The organism is Vibrio sonorensis, from assembly GCF_001854765.1.
GTDB lineage: Bacteria > Pseudomonadota > Gammaproteobacteria > Enterobacterales > Vibrionaceae > Vibrio > Vibrio sonorensis.
The window spans coordinates 37978-60524 of record NZ_LJJE01000112.1 but is presented as its reverse complement, the minus strand read 5'-3'; the positions used below and the strand labels follow the sequence as shown (position 1 = coordinate 60524).

General features: G+C 45.8%; 16 protein-coding genes and 1 pseudogene. 5 read left to right on the top strand and 12 right to left on the bottom strand.

Going from position 1 to position 22547, the window contains the following annotated elements; all coding sequences use genetic code 11:
• Positions 1-46: 46 nt before the first annotated feature.
• From BLO31_RS20160 to BLO31_RS20140, 6 genes and pseudogenes are all read right to left on the bottom strand, one after another.
• Positions 47-1728: pseudogene (locus tag BLO31_RS20160) on the bottom strand (dipeptide ABC transporter ATP-binding protein).
• Positions 1729-1738: 10 nt separating this feature from the next.
• On the bottom strand, positions 1739-2914 hold the full coding sequence (locus BLO31_RS20155) for an ABC transporter permease (protein ID WP_070971090.1): 1176 nt from the start codon (positions 2912-2914) through the stop codon (positions 1739-1741).
• A gap of 15 nt (positions 2915-2929) precedes the next feature.
• Positions 2930-3070, bottom strand: a complete 141-nt coding sequence (locus BLO31_RS24645; protein WP_245688528.1) for a hypothetical protein — start codon at positions 3068-3070, stop codon at positions 2930-2932.
• The gene (locus tag BLO31_RS20150) at positions 3064-3924 is read right to left on the bottom strand and encodes an ABC transporter permease (RefSeq protein ID WP_245688527.1); all 861 of its coding nucleotides are present in this window, start codon (positions 3922-3924) and stop codon (positions 3064-3066) included. Before BLO31_RS20150 ends, BLO31_RS24645 begins: the two co-directional genes overlap by 7 nt.
• 118 nt (positions 3925-4042) lie before the next feature.
• Positions 4043-5821 (bottom strand): ABC transporter substrate-binding protein, encoded by a 1779-nt coding sequence (locus tag BLO31_RS20145; protein ID WP_245688541.1) that lies wholly within the window; start codon positions 5819-5821, stop codon positions 4043-4045.
• A gap of 129 nt (positions 5822-5950) precedes the next feature.
• A complete protein-coding gene (locus tag BLO31_RS20140; RefSeq protein WP_070971620.1) occupies positions 5951-7738 on the bottom strand; it encodes a DUF2264 domain-containing protein in 1788 nt (595 codons plus the stop codon).
• Positions 7739-7938: 200 nt separating this feature from the next.
• Here BLO31_RS20140 and BLO31_RS20135 point away from each other — a divergent pair, with 200 nt between their 5' ends.
• Positions 7939-9390, top strand: coding sequence for a sulfatase family protein (locus BLO31_RS20135; protein ID WP_070971084.1), 1452 nt, complete (start codon positions 7939-7941; stop codon positions 9388-9390).
• Positions 9391-9431: 41 nt separating this feature from the next.
• Here BLO31_RS20135 and BLO31_RS20130 read toward each other — a convergent pair whose 3' ends face one another.
• A complete protein-coding gene (locus tag BLO31_RS20130) occupies positions 9432-10628 on the bottom strand; it encodes an anaerobic sulfatase maturase (RefSeq protein ID WP_070971081.1) in 1197 nt (398 codons plus the stop codon).
• A 144-nt stretch (positions 10629-10772) separates the two neighbouring features.
• Here BLO31_RS20130 and BLO31_RS20125 point away from each other — a divergent pair, with 144 nt between their 5' ends.
• Together BLO31_RS20125 and BLO31_RS20120 are read left to right on the top strand one after the other, a co-directional pair.
• The gene (locus BLO31_RS20125) at positions 10773-12224 is read left to right on the top strand and encodes a sulfatase family protein (RefSeq protein ID WP_070971074.1); all 1452 of its coding nucleotides are present in this window, start codon (positions 10773-10775) and stop codon (positions 12222-12224) included.
• 12 nt (positions 12225-12236) lie between these two features.
• Positions 12237-13703, top strand: coding sequence for a sulfatase family protein (locus BLO31_RS20120; RefSeq protein WP_070971068.1), 1467 nt, complete (start codon positions 12237-12239; stop codon positions 13701-13703).
• A 171-nt stretch (positions 13704-13874) separates the two neighbouring features.
• On the opposite strand, the gene BLO31_RS23310 is transcribed toward BLO31_RS20120, so the two are convergent.
• From BLO31_RS23310 to BLO31_RS20110, 3 genes are read right to left on the bottom strand one after another with little or no spacing between them, the layout of a single operon-like run.
• Positions 13875-14033 carry a FeoB-associated Cys-rich membrane protein gene (locus BLO31_RS23310; protein WP_084659958.1) on the bottom strand — a complete coding sequence of 53 codons (159 nt, stop codon included), beginning with the start codon at positions 14031-14033 and terminating at the stop codon, positions 13875-13877.
• Positions 14034-14043: 10 nt separating this feature from the next.
• Positions 14044-16542 carry a ferrous iron transport protein B gene (gene feoB / locus BLO31_RS20115; protein ID WP_070971065.1) on the bottom strand — a complete coding sequence of 833 codons (2499 nt, stop codon included), beginning with the start codon at positions 16540-16542 and terminating at the stop codon, positions 14044-14046.
• A complete protein-coding gene (locus tag BLO31_RS20110; protein WP_070971061.1) occupies positions 16542-16775 on the bottom strand; it encodes a FeoA family protein in 234 nt (77 codons plus the stop codon). The genes feoB and BLO31_RS20110 overlap by 1 nt, the downstream gene beginning before the upstream one ends.
• A 238-nt stretch (positions 16776-17013) precedes the next feature.
• Here BLO31_RS20110 and BLO31_RS20105 point away from each other — a divergent pair, with 238 nt between their 5' ends.
• A complete protein-coding gene (locus BLO31_RS20105; RefSeq protein ID WP_070971058.1) occupies positions 17014-17325 on the top strand; it encodes a hypothetical protein in 312 nt (103 codons plus the stop codon).
• Between the two features lie 25 nt (positions 17326-17350).
• Entirely contained in the window at positions 17351-18136 is a 786-nt protein-coding gene (locus tag BLO31_RS20100; protein WP_070971055.1) for a DUF4198 domain-containing protein, read from the top strand.
• 105 nt (positions 18137-18241) lie between these two features.
• Here BLO31_RS20100 and BLO31_RS20095 read toward each other — a convergent pair whose 3' ends face one another.
• The gene (locus BLO31_RS20095) at positions 18242-20242 is read right to left on the bottom strand and encodes a polysaccharide lyase family 8 super-sandwich domain-containing protein (protein ID WP_084659956.1); all 2001 of its coding nucleotides are present in this window, start codon (positions 20240-20242) and stop codon (positions 18242-18244) included.
• A 55-nt stretch (positions 20243-20297) separates the two neighbouring features.
• Positions 20298-22484 carry a 1,3-beta-galactosyl-N-acetylhexosamine phosphorylase gene (gene gnpA, locus BLO31_RS20090; protein WP_070971040.1) on the bottom strand — a complete coding sequence of 729 codons (2187 nt, stop codon included), beginning with the start codon at positions 22482-22484 and terminating at the stop codon, positions 20298-20300.
• Positions 22485-22547 lie beyond the last annotated feature (63 nt).

Here is a 22547-nt window from a genome sequence, read left to right as displayed (position 1 = left end):
ACCTAGGTGGCTCTGGATTTGCAAACAAGTATTCGATGCAACAAACTTACGCGACTTCTGCCGGTAGCTCAGCTACTGGAACCGCCGAAATCAAGCGTTGAGTGTACGGATCTTGAGGGTTGTGAATAACCTCGTCGACACTGCCCTGCTCCATGATCTTGCCGTGTTGCAAAACAATCACGCGGTCACAAAAATATTTAACCGTCGCAATATCATGAGTGATTAAAACGAAAGCGGTTCCGAACTCATTTTGGAACTCGATCAGCAGATCGAGAACCTGAGCACGCAGTGACACATCCAGCGCCGCTGTCGCTTCATCTGCAATAATCAACTTAGGAATAGTCACCAAAGCGCGAGCAATAACGATGCGTTGTCTTTGTCCACCAGAGAACGCGTGAGGATAACGGCTAGCAAACTCCGCAGGTAAACCCACTCTTCGCATCATGTCTTTCACACGCTCTTTTCTCTGCTCTGAGCTAAGTTCGGTACGCAGTAGTCGCAATGGTTCTTCAATAATGTCGGCTACCGTCATTCTCGGGTTTAATGAGGACCAAGGGTCTTGGAAAATAAGGCGCAAATCTGCAAACAATGGATCGCGTTTAACGCTTTATAGTCCGCTAGTTCTAGGTTTACATCTTGAGTGTCATCCACATAGCGAATGTTACCGGACGTTGCAGGTGACATCCCTAAAATAGCTCGACCCAAGGTACTTTTACCTGAACCAGATTCGCCAACGATACCCAGCGACTCTCCCGGATGCAGCACTAAATTAGCATTATCAACCGCTGTCATATATTCCTTTTTCTGGAACAATTTTGTCGGTTTTTCAAACACTTTAGTTACTTGGTCCACTTTGAGCAGTGGTGTTTGTGCTTTGCGCTGTGCATCCGTAAAAGGACGTTTGATCTGAGAAGGTTTTTCTAACGCTCGCGTCGAATTCATCAACTTGACGGTGTACGGATGCTCTGGCGATTCAAAAATTTGGCGAACCTCACCAGTCTCTACCACGACACCCTTCTCCATCACCACAACGCGGTCCGAAATTTGCGCAACTACGCCCAAGTCGTGAGTGATAAACAGTATCGCCATACCCACTTCTTTTTGTAACTTTGCAAACAGCTCCAATATCTCTGCCTGAGTTGTTACGTCTAGCGCTGTGGTCGGTTCATCGGCAATGAGAACGTCAGGTTTACTGGCAATCGCCATCGCAATAACAACGCGCTGACGCTGACCACCAGATAACTGGAAAGAGTACTTGTTTATCAAGCTCTCTGGCTCAGGCATTTGTACCTGGTAGAGAAGCTCCAAAGCTCGTGTATGGGCCGCTTCTTTGGTTATCCCCGGTTCAACAAGACAAAGTACCTCTTTGATCTGATCACCAACGGTGTGAACTGGACTAAGAGCCGCCATCGGTTCTTGAGACACAAGGGAGAAGTTAAAGCGACGAAGGTTACGCATATACTCACCACGCGGGTCCAAAGTGGTAATGTCCACCTTTGAACCGTCGTGATGAAAGAGGATTTCACCCGAGTCGATTCGACCCGGCCTGTCTAACAATTGAAGCACCGCACTCGTGGTAACCGACTTACCTGAGCCGGATTCACCAATTACCGATAGTGTTTCGCCACGGAAAAGGTCAAATGACACATCTTTTACCGCATGAAAGGTTTCCATAGTAGTTGGAAAGCTTACATTCAACGATTTGATTTCTAGAATTTTCTCAGCCATTTTCAATTCCTTACTTCGCGCCTTGCTCGTGGTATGGGTCACATGCATCACGTAGACCGTCACCTACAAAGTTCATTGCCAAAATTGCGATTACTACACTCGCTGCTGGGATAAGAAGCCATACTGCCTCTGCTAAAGCTCGAATGTTTTGAGCTTCTTGAAGTAATACACCCCAGCTCACCATTGGTGGTTGCAAGCCTAGGCCTAAGAAACTCAGAGCCGTTTCACCTAAGATCATGCCAGGTATCGCCAAGGTGACTACCGCAATAATATGACTTAAGAAGTTTGGCACCATGTAGCGTCGAATAATTTCAAATGGACTGTTGCCATCAAGCCAAGCTGCTGCCACGTACTCTTCGTTTCGCAAAGACATAAATCGGCTTCGCACCACTCGTGCCATATCTGGCCACGCAACTAAGCCAAGAATTACCGTGATCAACATGTATCTGTGCAGTGAACTCCAGTCGCTTGGTAACGAAGCCCCTAGCGCCATCCACAATGGTAAGGTTGGTATGGATTTAACGATCTCCATCAAGCGCTGGATAACATTGTCGATATGACCACCGAAGTAACCAGAGATACCGCCGATAAAGATACCGATGACCAAGGTACAAAACACACCAATCAAGCCGACAGACAGTGAAATGCGTGCGCCGTGAATCAGTCGAGACAACATATCTCTACCCATTCGGTCTGATCCTAGAATAAAGAAAGGATCTCGCTTGCTGTGTGGTACAAGCAGCTTGTATTGCATAGGAATAAAGCCCGCGAGTGTATAGCTCTCTGTTTTTCCAAAGAACGAGAAGTACACTTTCTTGTTTGGATTTTCTTCATAATGGCGTTTAAGCGTGCGTTTGTCCGTAGTTACCTTGTAACCCACTAAGTGCGGAGCCCATTGCCAGCCATCTTCTGTCTTTTCAAACAAGTTCACTTCTTGTGGCGGAGCGTAAGTGTAACGACGCCAGTTATCACTGGGGTCAAACGGGGCAAAGAACTCAGCAAACGCCGCGACAAAATACAAGAGTACGAGGAACCAAATACTGTACCAAGCCAGCTTGTGGCGACGAAGTTTGATACCTATCAGTTGCCACGCCGTCGCTTCGGCTAAATCGATCTCTTTCTTTTTACGCGAGAATAACTTGTTAAATAGCCCTTTCGAAGGAGCAGTCGTAGTGTGATTAGTCATAATTGTGCTCCTTTCTTACAATCCAGCGCGAACGCGTGGGTCAACCCAATACATCACTAGGTCAGAAATCATAGTACCTACGATGGTCAGCATGGACATAAACAATAGAATGTCGCCCGCCAGGTACATATCTTGGTTGCGCAGTGCATTTAGCATGGTTGGACCATAGTGGGGATGTTCAATACTTGGCTGACAATAACGTCGGCACTGATCAATAGTGGTAGTTGCCAACCAATGGTTGCTGCTAGCGGTAGACAGGCAACGCGGATTGGATACTTGACCAACAACGTGAACTCTTTCTGACCTTTTGCACGTGCGGTTTTAACGTATGGCTTTGACAGTTCATCTAATAGGTTTGCACGCATTATGCGAATAATACCAGCCATGCCCGCTGTGCCTGCGACCAAAATGTATAACCAACTGCGGCTTACACCGTTCATAAACTTGTCAAAAGACATTGGCTGACTGATAAATTCTGGTGAGTACAGCCCCGACAGCATCACATCAAAGGCGTGATAACCGACCAACAAGGCAACAATAGCGATAACAAAGTTAGGGGTCGCCATACCGATGAAACCAAAGATAGTTGCGATATAGTCGCCAATCGAATAAGGGCGAAGCGCTGAATAGACACCGATTGGAACTGCCAAAAGGAATTTGAATAACAGGACTGCCATTGCAAGAAGAATCGTTGGCAGTAAGGTAGGTTGAATGTTGTCCCACACTGGTTTGTTGTTTACCAATGACAGACCCAAATCACCTGTTAATAGTCCACCCATCCAACTTAGGTAACGTTCGTACAATGGCTTATCTAAACCAAACATTTCGCGAAGTACCAAGATTTGCTCAGGGTCAACCTCTTGGCCCATCGCGGCCATTTCACCGATCTTTGCCGATGCAAAGTCACCCGGTGGTAAATCAATAACGACAAATACCAAAATCGACACAACCAATAGCGTGGTAGCAACTGCGGCTAAGCGGCGTGCGATATACAGAAAAAAACTGCTCATACATCTTCCTACATTTGCGAACTCGCAAACTTTAAAAAACTTTAAATTCGCCTTAACCACCTATCCATTTGCGGTTAAGACAGGCCCGAATTTCTTCGGGCCTTTTCCCGTTAGTGGGTTATTTTGCTTCTTTCCAAATCTGAGAAGTACGCATTGGACCAGGAGAAGCAATGCTGTATGCATTTGGTACTTCTGTATCCGCGTTTCTCACGCCGTTCTTGATGATGACACCTTCATCAAGCGCAGCGACGGTACCGATTACGTAGAAGTTCTCCTTAGCGATCTCAATGATTTCTGACATCAGCTTAGTTTGTTCTTCTTGCGAAGCGGTTTGACCCATTTGACGGTAAAGCTCGATTTGACGTTTTACATGTGCTGGCGGCTCAACCGCATTCGCATGTGATGGATCCGTCATCCAGTAATAGTAGCCCAGACCCCACGTAGACTCAGGGTTTTGAGGAGCATAGCTTCGGAACACATCCAGTACACCGATACCACCATCACCTAGTGCTGGAAGAAGGTCGTAATCGTTAGCAAGACGCTGAGTCTGTAAGAAAGACACTTCAACAATACGAATGTCTAGGAAGATACCCACTTCTTTCCAGTCATTCTTAACCAGTTCTAGAATATCGGTCGCTTCACCAACTTTACGCTGATCAAATAGCGCTTGAATACGCAGTCTCTCACCCGTTTTATCGAGTCGGTAGCCTTCGCTATCACGCTTATCTAAACCGATAGAGTCAAGAAGCTGATTCGCTTTCTCTTGGTTGAACTCCGTGTATTGCGTTGCAAACTCTTCATCGTAAAACGCGCTGCCTTCCGAAGGAGCGGCTTGGAACGGTTCAACAACACCTGCGTATACGGTTTCACTAATACCATCGCGGTCGATAGCGTGAGAAAGCGCGACACGGAAGTCTTTGTTTGCAAACAGTTCGCGTTTTACCGGATCTTTGTGTGTTTGGTTAAAGCCAAGGATAACCGCGTTCATGCTGGTACTAGGACGAGTCGCGTAGGTGTAACCGCCCTTCGTTTCGTTCTCAATCAGCATTGGACGGTATTGAGCTTTGCCCACGTGACGAGTTTGGAAGTCGGTTTTACCCGCCGAAGCTCGTAGAACCATCTCTTCTTTGTTTTCAGAGTAAGAGAAGTAAACTTGGTCTAGATACGGAAGTTGATTACCTGCTGTATCAACCATCCAGTAGTAAGGGTTTCGCTCCCACGTAGCGTACTGTGTCGCAGGTCCAGGGATCACTTTTACTTTCCAAGCGTTTACTGTTGGGCGATCGACGTTCTGATAGTGCTCTTGGAAGTAGATTGCGCGACACTTAGTCTGGAAGTATTGCTGCCAGCTATCAAATCCAGCGGCCTTTGCATTTTCCAAAGCGTTTGCATTGAACTCTGGAAGATACTGTTCACAGTAGTGCTTAGGGAACTGAACAATGTTTGAGCCGTCTGTATTCGCCAGCTTACGAATAAACATGCCATCTGGCTTCGCCAAAGTGATCTTGATTGTGTTTTCGTCGATCACTGTACCCACTGCATCACCAGAAGCGCGTGCATAAAGGGGTTTGTTACCTGACCAATCTTCTCGATTGATTAGGTCTAAGTAAAACTTGATGTCTTCTGCTGTGAATGGGTGGCCATCTGACCATTTAACGCCTTTGCGCAAGCTGATGGTGTACTCGGTAAGATCTTCGTTTACCGTATAACTAGTCGCTAGGTTAGGCTCAATACCAGTGTAGTGGCGATTGAAGTTGAATAGGTTGTCGTATTTAAGCATACGCATGCGGTGTCCACGGTCTGTTTTTAGACCCAGTAGACGAAGTTCACCACCGTACTGACCAATAGATTCAATTGGTTCAACTACCAATGGGTTTTCAGGAAGGCGTTGTTCCACTGAAGGCAATTTACCTTCTTTTACTAGCTCGGCTAGTTGTGGCGCTTCGTTATAGGTATTGGCAGAAGCTGAGAAGGAAAGCGCTGCCGTGATGGCAAGGCCTACTTTCCCATGTAGGGTAATGTTTTTTTAGTATTCATCAGTCACTCCCTGATGTGATTTATTAGAGGTAATAGAATGATTTGCCTTGTTGGCATAAGAGTTTAACCGACCCGCAGTGACCATAATCGATAGCTCGTTGTGACCCACTTTAAGGTCACCGCGAATCGCTGGAACACTTGCGCGTTGGTAAAGTAAATTCGTATTTGGTGCACATGGATAGATAGCACTTTCTCCGCTACCTGTTATGAGTTCTAGTTCGCTGTATAACGTGTCTGATTGAACGCGTGCGTTATTGGTCTCTAGGTGGCTGAACCACGCTGACCACTTGTCTACCGCATAGCCGCTCATAATAAATGGCAAGGTTTTGTCGCACTCAACGTGGAATGTTCTGCGCTCAACGCCATCATTTAACTGTTGAGTTAGCACAATGTCGCAACCAGCAAACGGTTGCCAATGAGTCACAAGCGCGTCCCCTACTCGTTTAAACGTTCTTTTTGAGCTTTGGCCAATCCATTCGTTTGTTTCTGGATGCTTAACAGCAAAGATATTATCGCCAAGCCAACCCTGCTCTATCCACTTTGTGGCTTCGACGCAAATACCGTGATCTGAGCTGTATGCACACTTGGTGTATTTATCGCTAGAATTTCGAAGCTCAGCGGCTGACGGAGCATTGGTTAGCATGTAGCTACCGCCGTTGCGCCATACTAAATGACGGTCGGCAATCCAAAGTGGCGATACGGCTGTTGCTAACGGACGAACGGGGGCGTTCCAAAAAGAATGCTCACTAGTTAACGAAAGCGCATTAAACGCTTTTAATGCCAACATTGGGGATACTGAGCTTGTATAAAACTCACTGCTAAGCAAATTTGGATAAGCAAAACCCGGTAAGATTTGACCATTGGTGTCCCAAATCGGCTGATTAGACCACCAGCTCATGGTTTCGGTCCAAATACTGCGACACAATGCGACGTCTACCGTCGATTTGGGTACTCTGGACAACTCGACCCAAAATCCTGCTGATGCGAAACGATAGTTTAGCGAGCGGCCATAAGCGAGCTGTTTACCATCATCACCAAACCAGATTTGATAGGTATCAGCGAACTCAACGGCCCTTGCAATCATCTTTTCGCAAAGTGGGCCTTGGTAGTGGTTCCAACGACAATACATCAAAGCATAAAGCTGGAATGCAAAAGGATTGTAGTAATCAAGTACACCATTGCTGCCGTCTTGATACCAACCTTGGTTTAAATACAGTTCATCAATAAAAGCCAGATCAGAAGATAAAACATCGCGGTCGATGGTTTGACCTAGGTGATCCAGTGCCGTAAGAATGAGAATGCGGAACCAGCGCCAGTTGTTTGGTGGGATCTGCAGCGCAGATACACTAGAAAGCCACTCGACTAAGTTTACTTTCTCCGACTCACTCAGTTCGTACCAATAATATTGAGGCAATTCAAAGAGGCCGACGGCAATGGCAGACATTTCAACTACTCTTTGGTCGTAGTTCTTTGGCATTTGCCAATAACCAGGGTCCTCAGGCGTGGTACCTTTGACAATTTGTCTCACCAAGAAACGATGGTGGTTTATGCCTTCATCACCCATAGGGATAACGCCCCACAATAGACGGCAGACATGTTCGATTTTAGTGGTATCAAGGTCGTAATGAGCAGCGCTGTACTGGTAACTCGTTGCAGTATCACTGGCACCAATTTGCGAAGTCTGCAGGCTAGCGACTTTGTGCATAACAGCCAAAACTTCATCTCTACCTTGGAAGCTTAACTCTTTCATCATTAGCTGATTCAAACTGATTGCCACAAACGTGCTCACTTAGTGTTAACTCTGTCAATGCCAGAATTAAAACCCATTCGATTAATTTATTGAAACGCTTTTTTATATTTATGATAGACAGATCAAACTACGTTTCATTTTTATGCCTACACAAGCACACAAATCACATTTTTAAAATGTATGACTCAATATAATTAAAACATCATTTCATTTTACTTGGAGATATAATGAATCTAGCCATACTTCTTATGGATCAAACTCGCGCAGACATGCTTGGCGCATACGGGCACAAGGTGGTTAAGACCCCAAACATGGATCGCTTAGCAATGCAGGGGACCAGATTTGATAATGCTTTTTGTGCATCATCGGTCTGTACCCCTTCACGTACTTCACTTTTTACGGGCAAAATGCCCTCTAACCACGGTGTGATGTGTAACTCTGATAAAGAAGGGGATAAATGTGATGTACCATTAGAAGACGAAAACCTGATTTCTTCGCTTACCGACCACACCCACCTCTATATCGGAAAATGGCATATTGGTCATAAAAAACTCCCAAGTGAATATGGCTATGTGGGACATGATTTTGATGGTTATGCTTATCCAGGTAGCGGTGTGTACCAAGGTTTGGCCTTTGATAGTAACCCCCTTAATGGCAACCGCTACCAAGATTGGCTAATAGAAAAAGGGTTTGAACTGCCTAAGGTGTCTGATTGTACTTTTGGTAACAACCCCAACCTACAGATTCAAGAGTTTTACGGACTATTAGACGCTCCGGTAGAAGCTTCTATCCCCTACTTTTTGGTAGACGAAGCCATCAAACACATTCAAGTCTGTATTGATGAAAACAAGCCGTTTACGCTGTGGATGAATTTCTGGGGGCCACATACTCCTTGTATTATTCCTGAACCTTATTACTCCATGTACAAACCAGAGCAAGTGACATTAGACGAAAGCTTCTACCAACCGCTGCAAGGTAAACCTGAGCACTACACCAACATTGCTAAGATGTGGGGTGTATGGTCGCTTGATGAAGCGAAGTGGAAGGAGATCATTTGCAAGTACTGGGGTTACATCACCTTAATTGATGATGCTATTGGACTACTGATGGACTACCTTGAGCAAAGTAACTTATACCAAGAGATGTTTATGGTGGTTTCCGCCGACCACGGAGATGCGATGGGTGCTCACCGCATGATAGAAAAGGGCGAGTTTATGTTCGACCAAACCTATAAAGTCCCTTTAATCATCAAAGATCCTAAAAGCCAAGCCCATGGTGAAGTTAACCACTCCTTAGTCTATCTACACGATGTCACTGCAACCTTTGCCGACATTGGCAAAGGCGTCATTCCCGATAGCTTTGACGGTCAATCTTTATTGCCGCTGCTTCGTCAACAACCTTATCAAGAGCGCGTTGGAATACTGGCTCAACAAAGCGGACACTTTACCCCCTACCCCCAAAGAATGTGGCGAACAAGGGACTATAAGCTGGTGTTCAATGCCAGTGGTAAAAGCGAACTTTATCACATCACTCAAGATCCTAAAGAGATGGTTAATCTCATCGACAATCCTCAGTATGCATCGATCAAGTCAGTGCTATTGGATGAGATGTACGCTGAAATGAAGAAGTACCAAGACCCACTCTGTACTTGGTTTTATCGGATGAAGGCCGTGATTTAAAAATAATAGGGCTCGCCATTCTTCGAGCCCTAGTTTTTTACTCACATAAATTTATGGTAGTAAACCGCAGGTATATTTCGCCGAACACATTCTCCCATCGCCCGTAAATAAGGGCGAATATGGGAAAAGAAACCGTAATAACCCGCGCATAAAACATGCTTAGCATCTATCGCTAGCTCGCCATTGTCATTTATTCGTTGCGCAGGACAAGCGCCATTGCACAAGTCTCTTTGATTACAGCTCATACAGTGAAGTCGACTTCCGGTGGGTTTTCGAGTCGAAAAGGATTGTTGAATAGGAGTTTCGATTAAGTCGGGATAATCTTTTTGCTTTAAGTTGCCCAGTTTAAACTCTGGATAAACAAAATGGTCACAACTGTATACGTCACCATTGTGCTCCATCACTATGTTATCCCCGCACTGAGGGGCGTGAACGCAAATGTTTGAAGGCATGCCAAGCGACATTCCCAAAGCGTTGTCGAAATGACTGATAAAGACTTTTCCTATGTCTTCTTTGCGCCATTGCTCAAACACATCAATCATAAATTGACCAAACTGCACATCAGAGACACTTCTCTCTGATAAGCCTTTTCCCTTTACTGCTTCGACGATTGGGATGAACTGAATAAACTGCGCACCTAACGCTTTTAGGTGTTTGTACACTCTAGCGCCGTGGTCCCCGTTGTGATTCTGAATCACCGTCAGTACGTTAGTCTCAACTCGATGTGCTAACAGGGTTTTCAGACCTTTGACAACTTGTTGGTAACTACCCTTTCCGCTTCGGGTCTTTCGATAGTGATCGTGTAACTCCTCATCGCCGTCGATGCTAATACCAACTAAAAAGCTGTTCTCTTTTAAGAAACGTCCCCACTCATCATTAATTAGAACCCCGTTGGTTTGCAGAGTGTTCTGAACACGCATTCCTCTGCGCGCATAACGCTTTTGCAGCTTAACCACCTTGCGATAGAAATCGATGCCTAACAGAGTCGGTTCGCCGCCTTGCCAACCAAAAGTCACTTCTCGACAACCGTGCGGCTGGCTTTCAATATAGTTCTTGATGTGTGCTTCTAGCGCAGTGTCCGACATATCAAACCGTCGGGTTTCTGGGTAATACTCAGTTTTGTCCAAATAAAAACAGTAATCACAATCTAGGTTACAGATCGGCCCTATTGGCTTTGCCAAGACATGAAACGGGCGCTTCGCGGTCACTTTGGACGTAGGGATAATTACTGGTTGCATCGAGTCTTCCTAATGAATTTCTAAAAACATGATAACATTTAATTTAAAACAGCTTTTCATATTTTCATGTTTTGTGAAGATCGTCAGAAATCAAAACAATGTTTCAATATATTATATAGTCACCCTTTCCCATCAAGATTGTTTATGAAACGTCCGAACTTGCTCTACGTATTTCCCGACCAGTACCGTCTTATGTCCCTCGGCGTTTGGCAACGCCCTGAATACCGTCCGCACTTATCTGGAACCCCAGATCCAGTGCTCACACCTTGCTTAGATGAACTCGCTGACTCTTCCAGCGTATTTACTAATGCGGTCAGCAACTGCCCGGTCTGCAGCCCCCACCGAGGGAGTTTAATGACGGGAATGTATCCAAACAAAAGTGGCGTTCCCCTTAATTGTCATTCGTTGCGGGTTTGTTCGGATCTTCCTCAGGAAAGCTTTTGCTTAACCGATGCTCTCTCTGTCGCTGGTTATCACGTCGGTTACATTGGCAAATGGCATCTGGACTTCCCTACACCTAACGACCCGCAAAATCCGGGCAGTTATGTCGACTGTAAAACACCTGCTTGGGATTCGTACACTGAACCTTGCCGACGTCACGGCATCGATTACTGGTATGGCTATGGAACGTTCGATCAACACACCAATCCGCACTATTACGACAATGACGGAGAGAGACACGAACCCAAAATGTGGTCAGCTGAACACGAAGCAGATAAAGCCATTGAGTTTATTCACAGTCGTTGTAGCAAAGAGAATATCGATACGCCTTTTGCACTCTTTGTATCCATGAATCCACCCCATAGCCCATACAACAGTTTAGATGACTGTAGAGAATCAGATCTCGACATCTATAGCCAGCAAACCACTGAGGCGCTTTTGGTACGTGACAATGCCGATGTTCATATGGCGAAAGCGGCCAGTGCACCCTATTACTTCGCTAATGTCAGTGGCGTGGACAAAGAACTGGGACGAATTATCGATGCCCTCAAAGAGAACGGTGAATGGGATAATACCTTGGTTGTTTTTACCAGTGACCACGGAGAAACATTGTGCAGCCACGGAATAGAAGACGCTAAAAACTGCATTTACAACGAGTCTTTTCAGGTGCCTTTTATCTTAAAACAGCCTTTTCAAACTCGGGGCAACGTACACACCGAGTTTTTAAACAGTCCCGATATAATGCCAACCCTTTTGAACCTATTAGACATTCCGCTACCACCTGACGTTTCTCTGCAAGGGAAAGATGTGTTGAACCAAGATCAACACACCTCATGTGCACTCTATATCCGAAACATCGATGGCGAAGTAGATGAGAATGGCGACATCAAGAGCTACTTCCCCGTTAGCCGAGGGATCAAAACCCGCGACTACAGCCTTGCATTAACCATAAACAAAGAAAACCAATTGGTTGACACCCTGCTGTTCAACAACCAAGAAGACCCGCACCAACTAAACAACCTAGAGTTCGACGTTAATCAACCGGAAATCAAAGCGCTTTTAAGCTTGTTGGCAAACGAACTCACACGAATCGAAGATCCGTGGCATGAAAGCAAAGTGCTAGCGGAGTTCATTCCTTATCAAGAAAGTAAATAAACAGGTATTGCAATGAAGCAAGACAATCAACCAAATGTAATCATCATCTATGCTGACGACCTCGGCTTTGGTGATCTCGCCTGTTACGGCGCAAACGAAATACCAACACCAAACCTAGACCGCTTAGCTAAGCAGGGCATTAAGTTTCATCAAGGATACGCAACGGCCGCCACTTGTACCCCATCCCGATATAGTTTGCTTACCGGCAGCTATCCGTGGAGAAATCCCGACGCTGCCGTACTACCCGGTGATGCGCCTCAGATTATCGGAATTCATGACAACACCTTACCTAAAATGTTACAAAAGGTCGGATATACGACGGCCATCGTTGGTAAGTGGCACTTGGGTCTTGGAGATGGAAACCTAGACTTCAACAGCGAAATTCAGGGTACACCAAACGACGTTGGCTTTGACGAGTCTTATATCATGGCCGCAACTAATGATCGCGTTCCATGTGTTTACATTGATAATCGTCATGTCGACAATCTCGACCCAAGTGATCCTATTGAAGTGACCTACGACTGGGATCAAGCCTACCCAGACGTTCCGAACGGTCGAAGTCACCCCGAATTACTCGACGTTATGTATGACCATGGTCACGACGGTACTATCATAAACGGTGTCAGTCGTATTGGTCACATGCGAGGCGGTAAACTGGCAGTTTGGGATGACGAAACCATGGGAGAAGTGTTTGCCGACAAAGCGATAGATTTTATCGAGCAAAACCAAAACAAACCTTTCTTCTTGTACTACGCTCTGCACCAACCTCATGTACCTAGAATCCCTAATCCAAGATTTCGCGGGACGACACCTCTAGGTGTCCGTGGCGATGTAATTGCAGAGATGGATTGGTGTATTGGTAATGTGCTCGATTCATTAGACAACTTGGGCATAGCAGACAACACCATTGTTATCTTCTCTAGCGACAATGGTCCGGTGCTAAACGACGGTTACAAAGACGAAGCAGTAGAGCGAAATGGCGACCACCGTATGGCTGGCCCTCTTAGAGGGGGAAAATACAGCCTATTTGAAGGGGGAACAAGGGTACCGTTTATTGTTCGCTGGCCTGACCAAATTAAACCGGGTGAATCTGATGCATTGATTAACCAAGTTGATTTTTACCACACTTTTGCGCAATTAACTGGCTACCAACTTTCTGATAGCGAAGCGCCGGATAGTGAAAACATGCTAGATGCACTTATAGGCCATGACCCACTTGGTCGAGAGTCAATGGTCCTTGAAGGAATGCAGTACAAAAAAGTCTACCGCAATCGAGAGTTTGCCTATATTCCTCCTCATGATGACGACTTTATCTGTCAGTACACCGGAAATGAAAAAGGCTGCATGTCGGCTCCACAGCTCTATGACCTTAAAGACGACCAAGGACAGTTGCACAACTTGGCAGATGAGAAACCAGATCTGGTTGCCGAACTCGCCACTCAACTAGACCAAAGCGTCAATAGAAAGCGCACTCGTTAACGACAAGGGTCGGCCGATGCGGTCGACCCTTTTCTCTTCCCCCAAGCTATCTGGCAGTTTTTTGAATCGACCATACGTCAATACAGAACTTTCCCATTGATTCTGCCTTTGTTGACTGCAAGGAAGCTCCAATTAGGCGGTAAAAAAAACGCCAAGTGGGCGCTCTGAAAATTATTTTTTTGGTTGCGGCGAAGAGCCTCCGCAGCCGCCACATCCCCCTCCACAAGGGGACTTTTTCCGTGCAAATCGTCGATAGAGATAAAATGCCGCGACAGCTATAATCAAGCCAGTCACACCGATATCGATAAAACTAAGTTCCTGCTCGACCATTATTTACTCCTCACAGGTTTTTAACTGGGATCATTTCGGGTTTATTTCGAGTCAACATCCAGTGACGCAAACCCAGTACTAGTAGCAGACCCAATGCGATGAAATAGGTCCAAGTCATCATTCCAATCGCTGAGATGGCAAAGAAACTACCAAGACTAAACACGGCCGTTGCTACTGCAAAACCAAGTACCGTTGGCAAGAAGATTGAAAGCAGCATCCAACGGTATTCTCCCGTTTGTACTTTGATCATCATTACTGTCGCCAAACATGGTGGATACAATATAAAGAACAGTATCAACGCAACGGCAGCTAGTGCACCATGGGAATTAAAGTCCGTAGAACCTTGCATGCGCTCTTCGAGTTTCGCATTGCTGTCATCATCCTGCTGGAACAAGACTCCAAGTGTTGCCACACTACTTTCACGTGCAGCAAATGAAGAGAACAAAGCGATGTTGATCTTCCAGTCAAACCCAGCGTATTTCGTGACTGGTTCTAAAGCTTTACCCGCCTGACCTAACAATGAAGCTTCCAATCGTGCGTCATTCATTTTACGACGTACTTTTTTGCGATCGGATGAGAGCTTTCTCAAGGCTTTGTTTACTTTTCTCGCCTCTTTATCACCCTTGGTTGGCACCACAACTGAGAAGAAATCCTCGTTGCGGAGCTTAAACTTTTCGTTTACCGCTTTTGAAGCTTCACGACCTTTGGCGTTTAACTTCGCGCGTTTGTAATCCGCGTAGTAGTTAACCAGTGCTGGCAAACTTTTCTCATCAAACTTTCCGGCATAGGAAGTCGTTTTAATTTTGCCTTCAAACTTACTTACCGCCTGCTGTGCTTGATCTTCAAATCCCTGCTTGGCATGGTCTGGAACACCTGGGAACTGAAGTAAAACAAAGATAACCGTTGAAACGGCTAGTACAATGGTGCCCACCTTTCGGACATAAATCCAAGTTCTCTCCACGGAGCGAGTGAGCACACTGCGCAACGTTGGCATGTGGTAGCGAGGCAGTTCCATCACGAAAGGCGCGGTTTCCGTACGCTGTAAAACCGTCTTAGTCAGCAGCTTGGCGACTAGAAGTGCAGCGATAATAGAAAACGTCGAGATGTAAAACATCATCAAGGCTTTGTCTTCGACAAAAAATACGCCCAGCAATAGTGTGTAAAGCGGTACTTTAGCCAAACAGTTCATAAACGGCACTGTCATTATGGTTGCAAGGCGAGCCCGATTATCAGGTATCCCTTTGGTCGCCATTACGCCGGGTACGGCACAACCACCAGCAAATACACCCGCTAGTATCAAAGGCAAGGTGCTTTGCCCGTGAAGGCCAAAGGCACTAAGCACTCTATCGGACACAAACGCGATGCGCGCCATATACCCCGAATCTTCCAAAATAGCGATCATAGCGAAAAGGATGAGAAAGATAGGAATATAGTTGAGCAGGGTGTTGGCTGAATCGATCACCCACAAACCCAGTGAACGGGTATACGGGTCGTATAGGAATCCAGCGTCAGGAAGAATTCCCGCTACCAACTCACGCATCGATGCGAGATACGGCCACCAGTAATTCGTAAGTTCGTATCCATATACAATCGAGCATTGATAGATGATAAATACCGTCGCCAATAGAAATATCGGTGCACCAAATCGGTTTAAAACAAATTTATCAATTTTATCAGAGATATGACGGTAGCCTTTGCCTTCTTCACCTTCCGTCGTGACACAAGTATCTACCAACTCTCTTACTTTTACGTGTCTCTGAGAAATAATGTAGTCTTTTACTGGCTGACCAATTCTTTGATTAGCACTTTCAGACAGGGACTCAGCCTGCTCGGTAACATCTCCCAGTTCTTGCTTGTTCAACGTAGACGCGAGCATTTCAATCACTTCTTTGTCCCCTTCGAGAAGACGCACTGAAATCCATCGCAGATTTGGCCAAGATTCGTTTTGGTGAGTTTGCAGTCGTTTTTCTAACTCGCGAATCTCCGGTTCTATCTCTGGGTACGAAAGTATATTTCTAGAGACTTGCTTTTTAGGCAGCGCTGCAAGAATCGCCTCCCTGCCTTGGCTCAATCGGCCGATACAATCAGTGACAGGTAAGTTAAGAGCGCTGGAAAGCTTTAAGGTATCAATGCTTATACCTTCTGCCTTAGCAACATCCATCATGTTTAAAACCACAACCATGGGGAGTTGAAGCTCTGCCAATTGCAATGTTAGATGGAGGGAACGCTCTAGGTTGGCTGCATCCATCACGTTCAATACGGCGTCTGCGTTCTCTTCGCGAAGTGCTTTTCGCGCAACCCTTTCTTCTAGGGAGAAACTCGTTAATGAGTATGTTCCCGGTAGATCAATAACTTGAAAGTTGTCTCCGTGAGCGGAAAAGTAACCCGATTTTTTATCGACAGTCACTCCGGGGTAATTAGCCACATGCTGTCGTGCGCCTGTTAGCATGTTGAAAATCGTTGATTTACCGGCGTTTTGTTGTCCTGCGAGTAATACTTTTTTAGCCATTATTTTATTCCTCTTACTACCACGGTATCCGCTTCTTTAAGACGGATAACTACATGAGTAAGCCCTACTTTGATCTCAATAGGGTCGCCGAGAGGTGCCGCTCTAACTAATTGAATTTCATTATTAATCATGAGGCCTAAGTCTAGAAGTCTCTGACGAACGGCCTCATCCGAATGATGCTCAGATACGATGGCTTTTTCTCCGGGTTTTAGCCGGGACAACAATTGCTTCATAGGAGTTTTGTTACGAATTGACACACATTTGAACTTTTTACTTTACACCAAAGTGAGAACACAAATGGGAATAATTATCACTTAATTGATTTAAATCAAAACTCCAATCGCGAATAAATATTATTTCTGTAACCACATTAGGTTGGCTGATGAAAATTGGCCGGCTCGACGTTATATGGGCGCTATTTGCTCAAATAAAGATGTTTCGGCTCTGAATTTCGGGCCCTAAGGAACCAAAATGAAAAAACTAGTTTTAGCTACTCTTGTTGCCTCTTGCTTCGCAGGTCAAGCTTTTGCACACACTCCTCTATGTTCATGTTACGACATGGGTGACGGCACCATTTTGTGTGAAGGCGGTTTCTCTGACGGTTCTTCTGCCTCTGGCGTTGAAATGAAAGTTCAAGACGCAAACGGCAATGATCTGATTAAGAGCGAGATCAATGAAGATGGCGAGTTTGAGTTCGAAAAACCATCTGTCGATTACAAAGTTGTTTTTAACGCCGGTCCTGGTCACGACATCACGATCGACGGCAAAGACATTGTTGAATAGTCACACTTAAGTAGGAAATACTAAAATGAAAAAGATCGCACTTGCAGTAGGCGCAGCCGCACTTTCTATGTCTGCCGCTTCTAATGCACACTTTGTTTTGATGCATACTCCAGACTCTCAACTAGAGCAGCCTGCAACTCTGGATATGAAACTAGTGTTCGGTCACCCAATGGATAACGGTCACGTAATGGACCTAGAAAAACCTGAACAGGTTTTCGTTCAGTTCAAAGACAAGAAAACTGACCTAACTGACAAAGTTAAAGAAGTAACTTGGACTGGTCCAGACAACACGGCTAAAGCGTTCACTGTTGACTACAAAATCCGTCGCAATGGCGACTACCTATTCGCAGCTGTACCTCAGCCTTACTACGAAGCTGGCGAGGAGATCTACATCCAACAGCTAACTAAACGCGTTATCAACAAAGGTGGTCTACCAACTGGTTGGAATGAGCCTCTAGGTCTTAAAACTGAAATCGTTCCTCTGAACAAGCCATACCAAGTACTTGCTGGTAGCACGTTCACTGGTCAACTTCTTTCTGAAGGCAAGCCTAAAGCTGGTATCGAGTGCGAAATCGAGTTCCTAAACACTGAAGTAGACGCTGCTGCAAACGCATTTGGCAAAGACACATTCCGTGAGCCGCCTGCATCTGCACTTGTTGCAATCACTGACGACAACGGTATGTTCACTTTCGGTATCCCGTTTGAAGGCAAGTGGGGCTTCGCATGTCTAGGTTCTGGTCCAGACACAGAATTTAAAGGCAAAGAACTGTCTCAAGACGCTGTTCTTTGGATTGAAGCACAAGCGCTTTAATCACTATATAGTGTAACTATTGTTAGCCCGGTTTAGACCGGGCTTTTTTTGTCCGCTCAATCAACAAGGTGACGGCGTCACTTATTATACTTCTCTCTACTGTTCCTAGCTGTCTAAAAAGGCTAACCTAACAGAAACTGAACGACCAACTGCATCCCTACCATCTGGAGTTTCAATGGATACGGACTGCGTTAGGTTACCGTTTCTCACTTGTATGTTCACCGTATGACTTTCTCCCGGTGTTGCCAGCGTAATATGCCAGTCTCTGCCATTTCTCTGCGCGAGTAAAACACACGGTTTATCCACGTCTAGTGTCCATCCTTCTTGCAGATCTATCTGGTTCGGTTGTTTAAACACAATGGCGTGAAGCGATTTATACTTAACCGCTTGTAGGTCCGGTCTGTTTATCCTAACCTCCGCTTTTGGCGCGGAAAGGTACTTTTCCGTTTTAACTAAATCTGAGTTAGGAAGAATCGAATATGCGTAGCTTGCATTGCTAGGCTTGACGCCGTGATTGATCGTCATGGTTAAAACATCATTAGATATAGGCTCATCGTTCAGGTGCTTGTTAATTGTTCTCCAGCTTGAACACCGCTCCTCACTCGTCACATTTATCGCCCCTAACTGATGACTGATATACCCACAGCGATTGTGATAAACCCAAGTCGCATTCCACTCGCCATTGACTGTCGTTTTTTCACCATCGAGGTAGAAATCATCGCACCTGTGGATTTGGTTAAGCGTGGTTACTAATGGTGAACGGCTGTCAGACTTCAACCCCGAACCAAGGGCAACAACAACACCATCAAAGAAGAACCACGATTTCACACCATGGCTCCCCTCGTAGTCCAACTCGTAGGTCATTAGCCCACATTGACCGTTACTTACGCCGCCTGCCCACAAGGTACTTTGTTCAACTTTACCCCACTCCGTTGGCTCGCGTACTTCACTAGGCGCGGTAACACCTGGGACAAATCGCCAGTCCCATACTGGGAAAACGTCTTGATACTCATCACCCGTCACACTGATATTCATACTGCCAAAGCCCAGCCATCCCCCTTTGAGGTTCTCTTGGTTCCCCTGCTCTATTGGCTCAGTTCGACAGGAGTTAGCCTTGACGTAAACCGCATAGTCCGGATTGACCAGCGCGGCATAATCCGATCGCCAAAAATACTTAAACCCTGCATATGGGTAGCTTTCTCTATGCTCAAAATAGTGCTTACACCGCGACAACCGGTATTGAAATTGCGGATACATTTCGATAAGTAACTCGGTGTGATTGGCTAAGGTGTGGTAATAATCTGGTTTTTCTAAACTTGGCTTGGCTACCGCTCGTCCACAAACGTTAAAATCAAACTGTCCCGAATAGGTCATCCACATGGTGCCTTGTTCAAAATAGTCGAGTAACCGCTGGTTGACGAGGGGTTCAAATTGAAAAAGGCTACCATGGCACGCATAAGCCCAAATTATTGCGATGTTGTAGAAGGACTCACCGTAACCACCGTTATAAATTTGTGCCCCGTGCTGTTGATATGAAAAATCAGCTTGAATACCTTCTTCACTTGTCTGTTCAAAGGTAGTGATTAAGGCTCTCATCGCTTCGATAAATCGACGTTCATTACACGTTAAAAGTGCTCCGATAGCGACGCCGTGGCAGAGATCAGAAAGGTTAGCCCCCGTCATCGACGGCTTCAGAGGCATATCGGCAGCAATAGCATCAATGATCTCTTCTTCACCCAAGGATTTCAAAAACAATGCTGTTGCACCCAAAAGCCGCTGTTTTCCAATGTCGTTCCACCACCAGTTCCAGTTAACTGGGTTTAAAGCGTACCAGTGCTTTAAACCCAACACTGCTGCTGCGCGATAGTTCGAATTATTAGAACGATATGCCTCGTAGCTCAAACTCAAGATTCGCGTCAGATATTCACGCATTATCTCACCTGATTTTTCTCCTTCAATCAGGTTAATATCCTCCCATCCGTTCTCCGTAATCGACTCGCTCCACAGTCGGTTTTGAGCTTCACTGAATCTTTGTCGCTCACTAAGACGCCCAATCGCCTTAGTTAGGTTCTTTTGAACAAGGAGTAAGTGCTGTGAGTTCATCATGTACCCTTTTAATAAAACAAAGGGTGCCGTAGCACCCTTTCATTAATGTTCGACGTTAAGCTGGAATCCAGCGCCACTCATATGGTGCCAACGTGATATCCAACTGTTCTCCGCGGCTATCCAACACGGTAAGAGTCTGCTCTTGGTCACTGTAGTTAACCGCTGTCGCCTTCTCTGTTTTTGGATAGTAAGCAACATCTACCTGAGGGTGGTTTGATACCCACTGATGAGCCTCTTTGTCATTGCCACCTAACCAAAGCAGTATATGTTGAAGAAGACGGGCGTTTTCCATACTAAATGGCAAGTTGCCTAGATAAACAGAGCGACCATTGCCGTACTCTTTCGCCGTCAAAGCTAAATGCTGACCTTGCGCGGCTAATACCGTTAAATCATCCGCTTGAGGATACACATAGCTTGCATTGCCAAAGTCTTCGTCGCCCGTTAGGAACTGGCTTAAATAGTGCTCTTTATCCAGTGATACTGGCATCGCCACACGACCCATGGTTAAGGAGGTCTCTTTTTCTAAGCCGAACACGTCACCCAATTGGAAGTAACGACCATTTTTTTGCCACGCAGATGGATCTGATACACCGAGTAAACCACCGCCATTGGCGACAAACTTACGCAGCTCAACTACCACGTCAGGATTGTCCCAACACTCTCCACCACTCCACGCTGAGTTGGCATCGCCGGTGTTTATAATCACCTTGATGTCTTGGTTAATCCCGTTTTTAGCGATGTCCTCAAAGCTAATAAACTCAACGTCAAATGGCAGGCCCGATAAGCACTCTAGCAAGTTGTTTCCCACTAACTCCATCACATCTGGGCGCGGTGGCACGTAAAAACGCTGGTCTCTCGCCTGATTCTGTAGCCAACTTCTCGCCTTGCCCCATGCACTTAGCACCGCCACTTTACCTGTAATTTTCTTAGACTCGCCGCGTTGGGTATTTTCTAAGTAGTCACCAAACTGCGCAGAGACTTCTGTAACGTGATCAATGAAATGAGGGAACTTGTTTGCTAGCGACAAGTAGCCGCCATAGCCAATGCGGTCGAGCGGTTTTTGAAGCATTGCGCGGCGAATTTTGGTCCAGTTAGACATTGACTCCACCACTGGGTCATTGCCTTCGCGGAACACATCTGGGAAAAAGTACGGATAAAATCTCGCTTCGCGTACTTGATCACCACCTGAATCCGTTAGGCGACGCAGTGCAACGCCGTCTTCAACCGCACCGATATTAATATCCAGTCCGATCTTTTGATAGCTCTCTAAGAATGGTTCGGTGCCAATCCAGTGATCGCCTTGGAACATCGCTGTTCTCTTTCCAGCTTTGTGCGCCATGGAAACGAGCTCAGCCGCAAACTCGACAACAAAATCTTGAACAAAGGTCATCCAGTCTTGATAACGCTTAGAAGGCACTTTGTAAGTACCGTTGTAATAACCGGCATCGACAAAGTCTTCTGGAGTTAGGTGATAACCAAATCGCTCGGCAAAGTCTTCCAACGCACGAGGGCTGACGGTTTCACCATACCCTGTCCAATCGCGGTAGATATCTTGGTTTTTTTCACCAGTATCAATAACAAAAAGGAATGCGAATGTTGTAAAACGAACCACGGTAGTATTCGGATGTTCATCCAACCACTTCTTGAAATGGTTTAACAGATGGGCGCGACACTCTGGGTGATATGGGTCAAGACTGCGAATGCGCGGCCCGTCCCAATCGTTGGTCAAAGCGTTGTACATCGATACGCTATCCCAAACCTGACGTGCTAAAAACGTCACAGTGTATTCGTGATAAGGTACAGCTTGGTAAACCGTCACTTCATTGGTTTCGGTACTTACTTCCCATTGCGATGGGTCGATCACTTGGTTCGTTGTGCGATTGCGTACTTCCCACCACTGTTTGGGCTTACTATCGTCATCCAGCTCGTACTTGTCTTTGCTGTACCCGTCCAATGGTGAGATTTTAACCGTCTCTCCCATGGCAGTAACAGGGAACGACATCAAGTACTTGCGGTGCAAATATTGTGGATTGTCATAGGCATACTGTTGGTCTGCTCTTACCAAACACATAACCGAATAGATATCGCTGTCTTGTTTAGCCAAGGTGTCTGGCATGCTTGTACCATCGCTATCACGCAGCGCATCTGCCTGCCATTTTTTGTATAGGTCTAGAACAACATCCTCTTGACCGACTTCCACTGGAAGCGTCATATGACCTTGGTTTTGGTTGATTTTAGACATAAAAACTCCCCGGGCAGTGAGCAACTAAGCTCACTTCCCAAAAAAATTAAAATAGAAATTTAA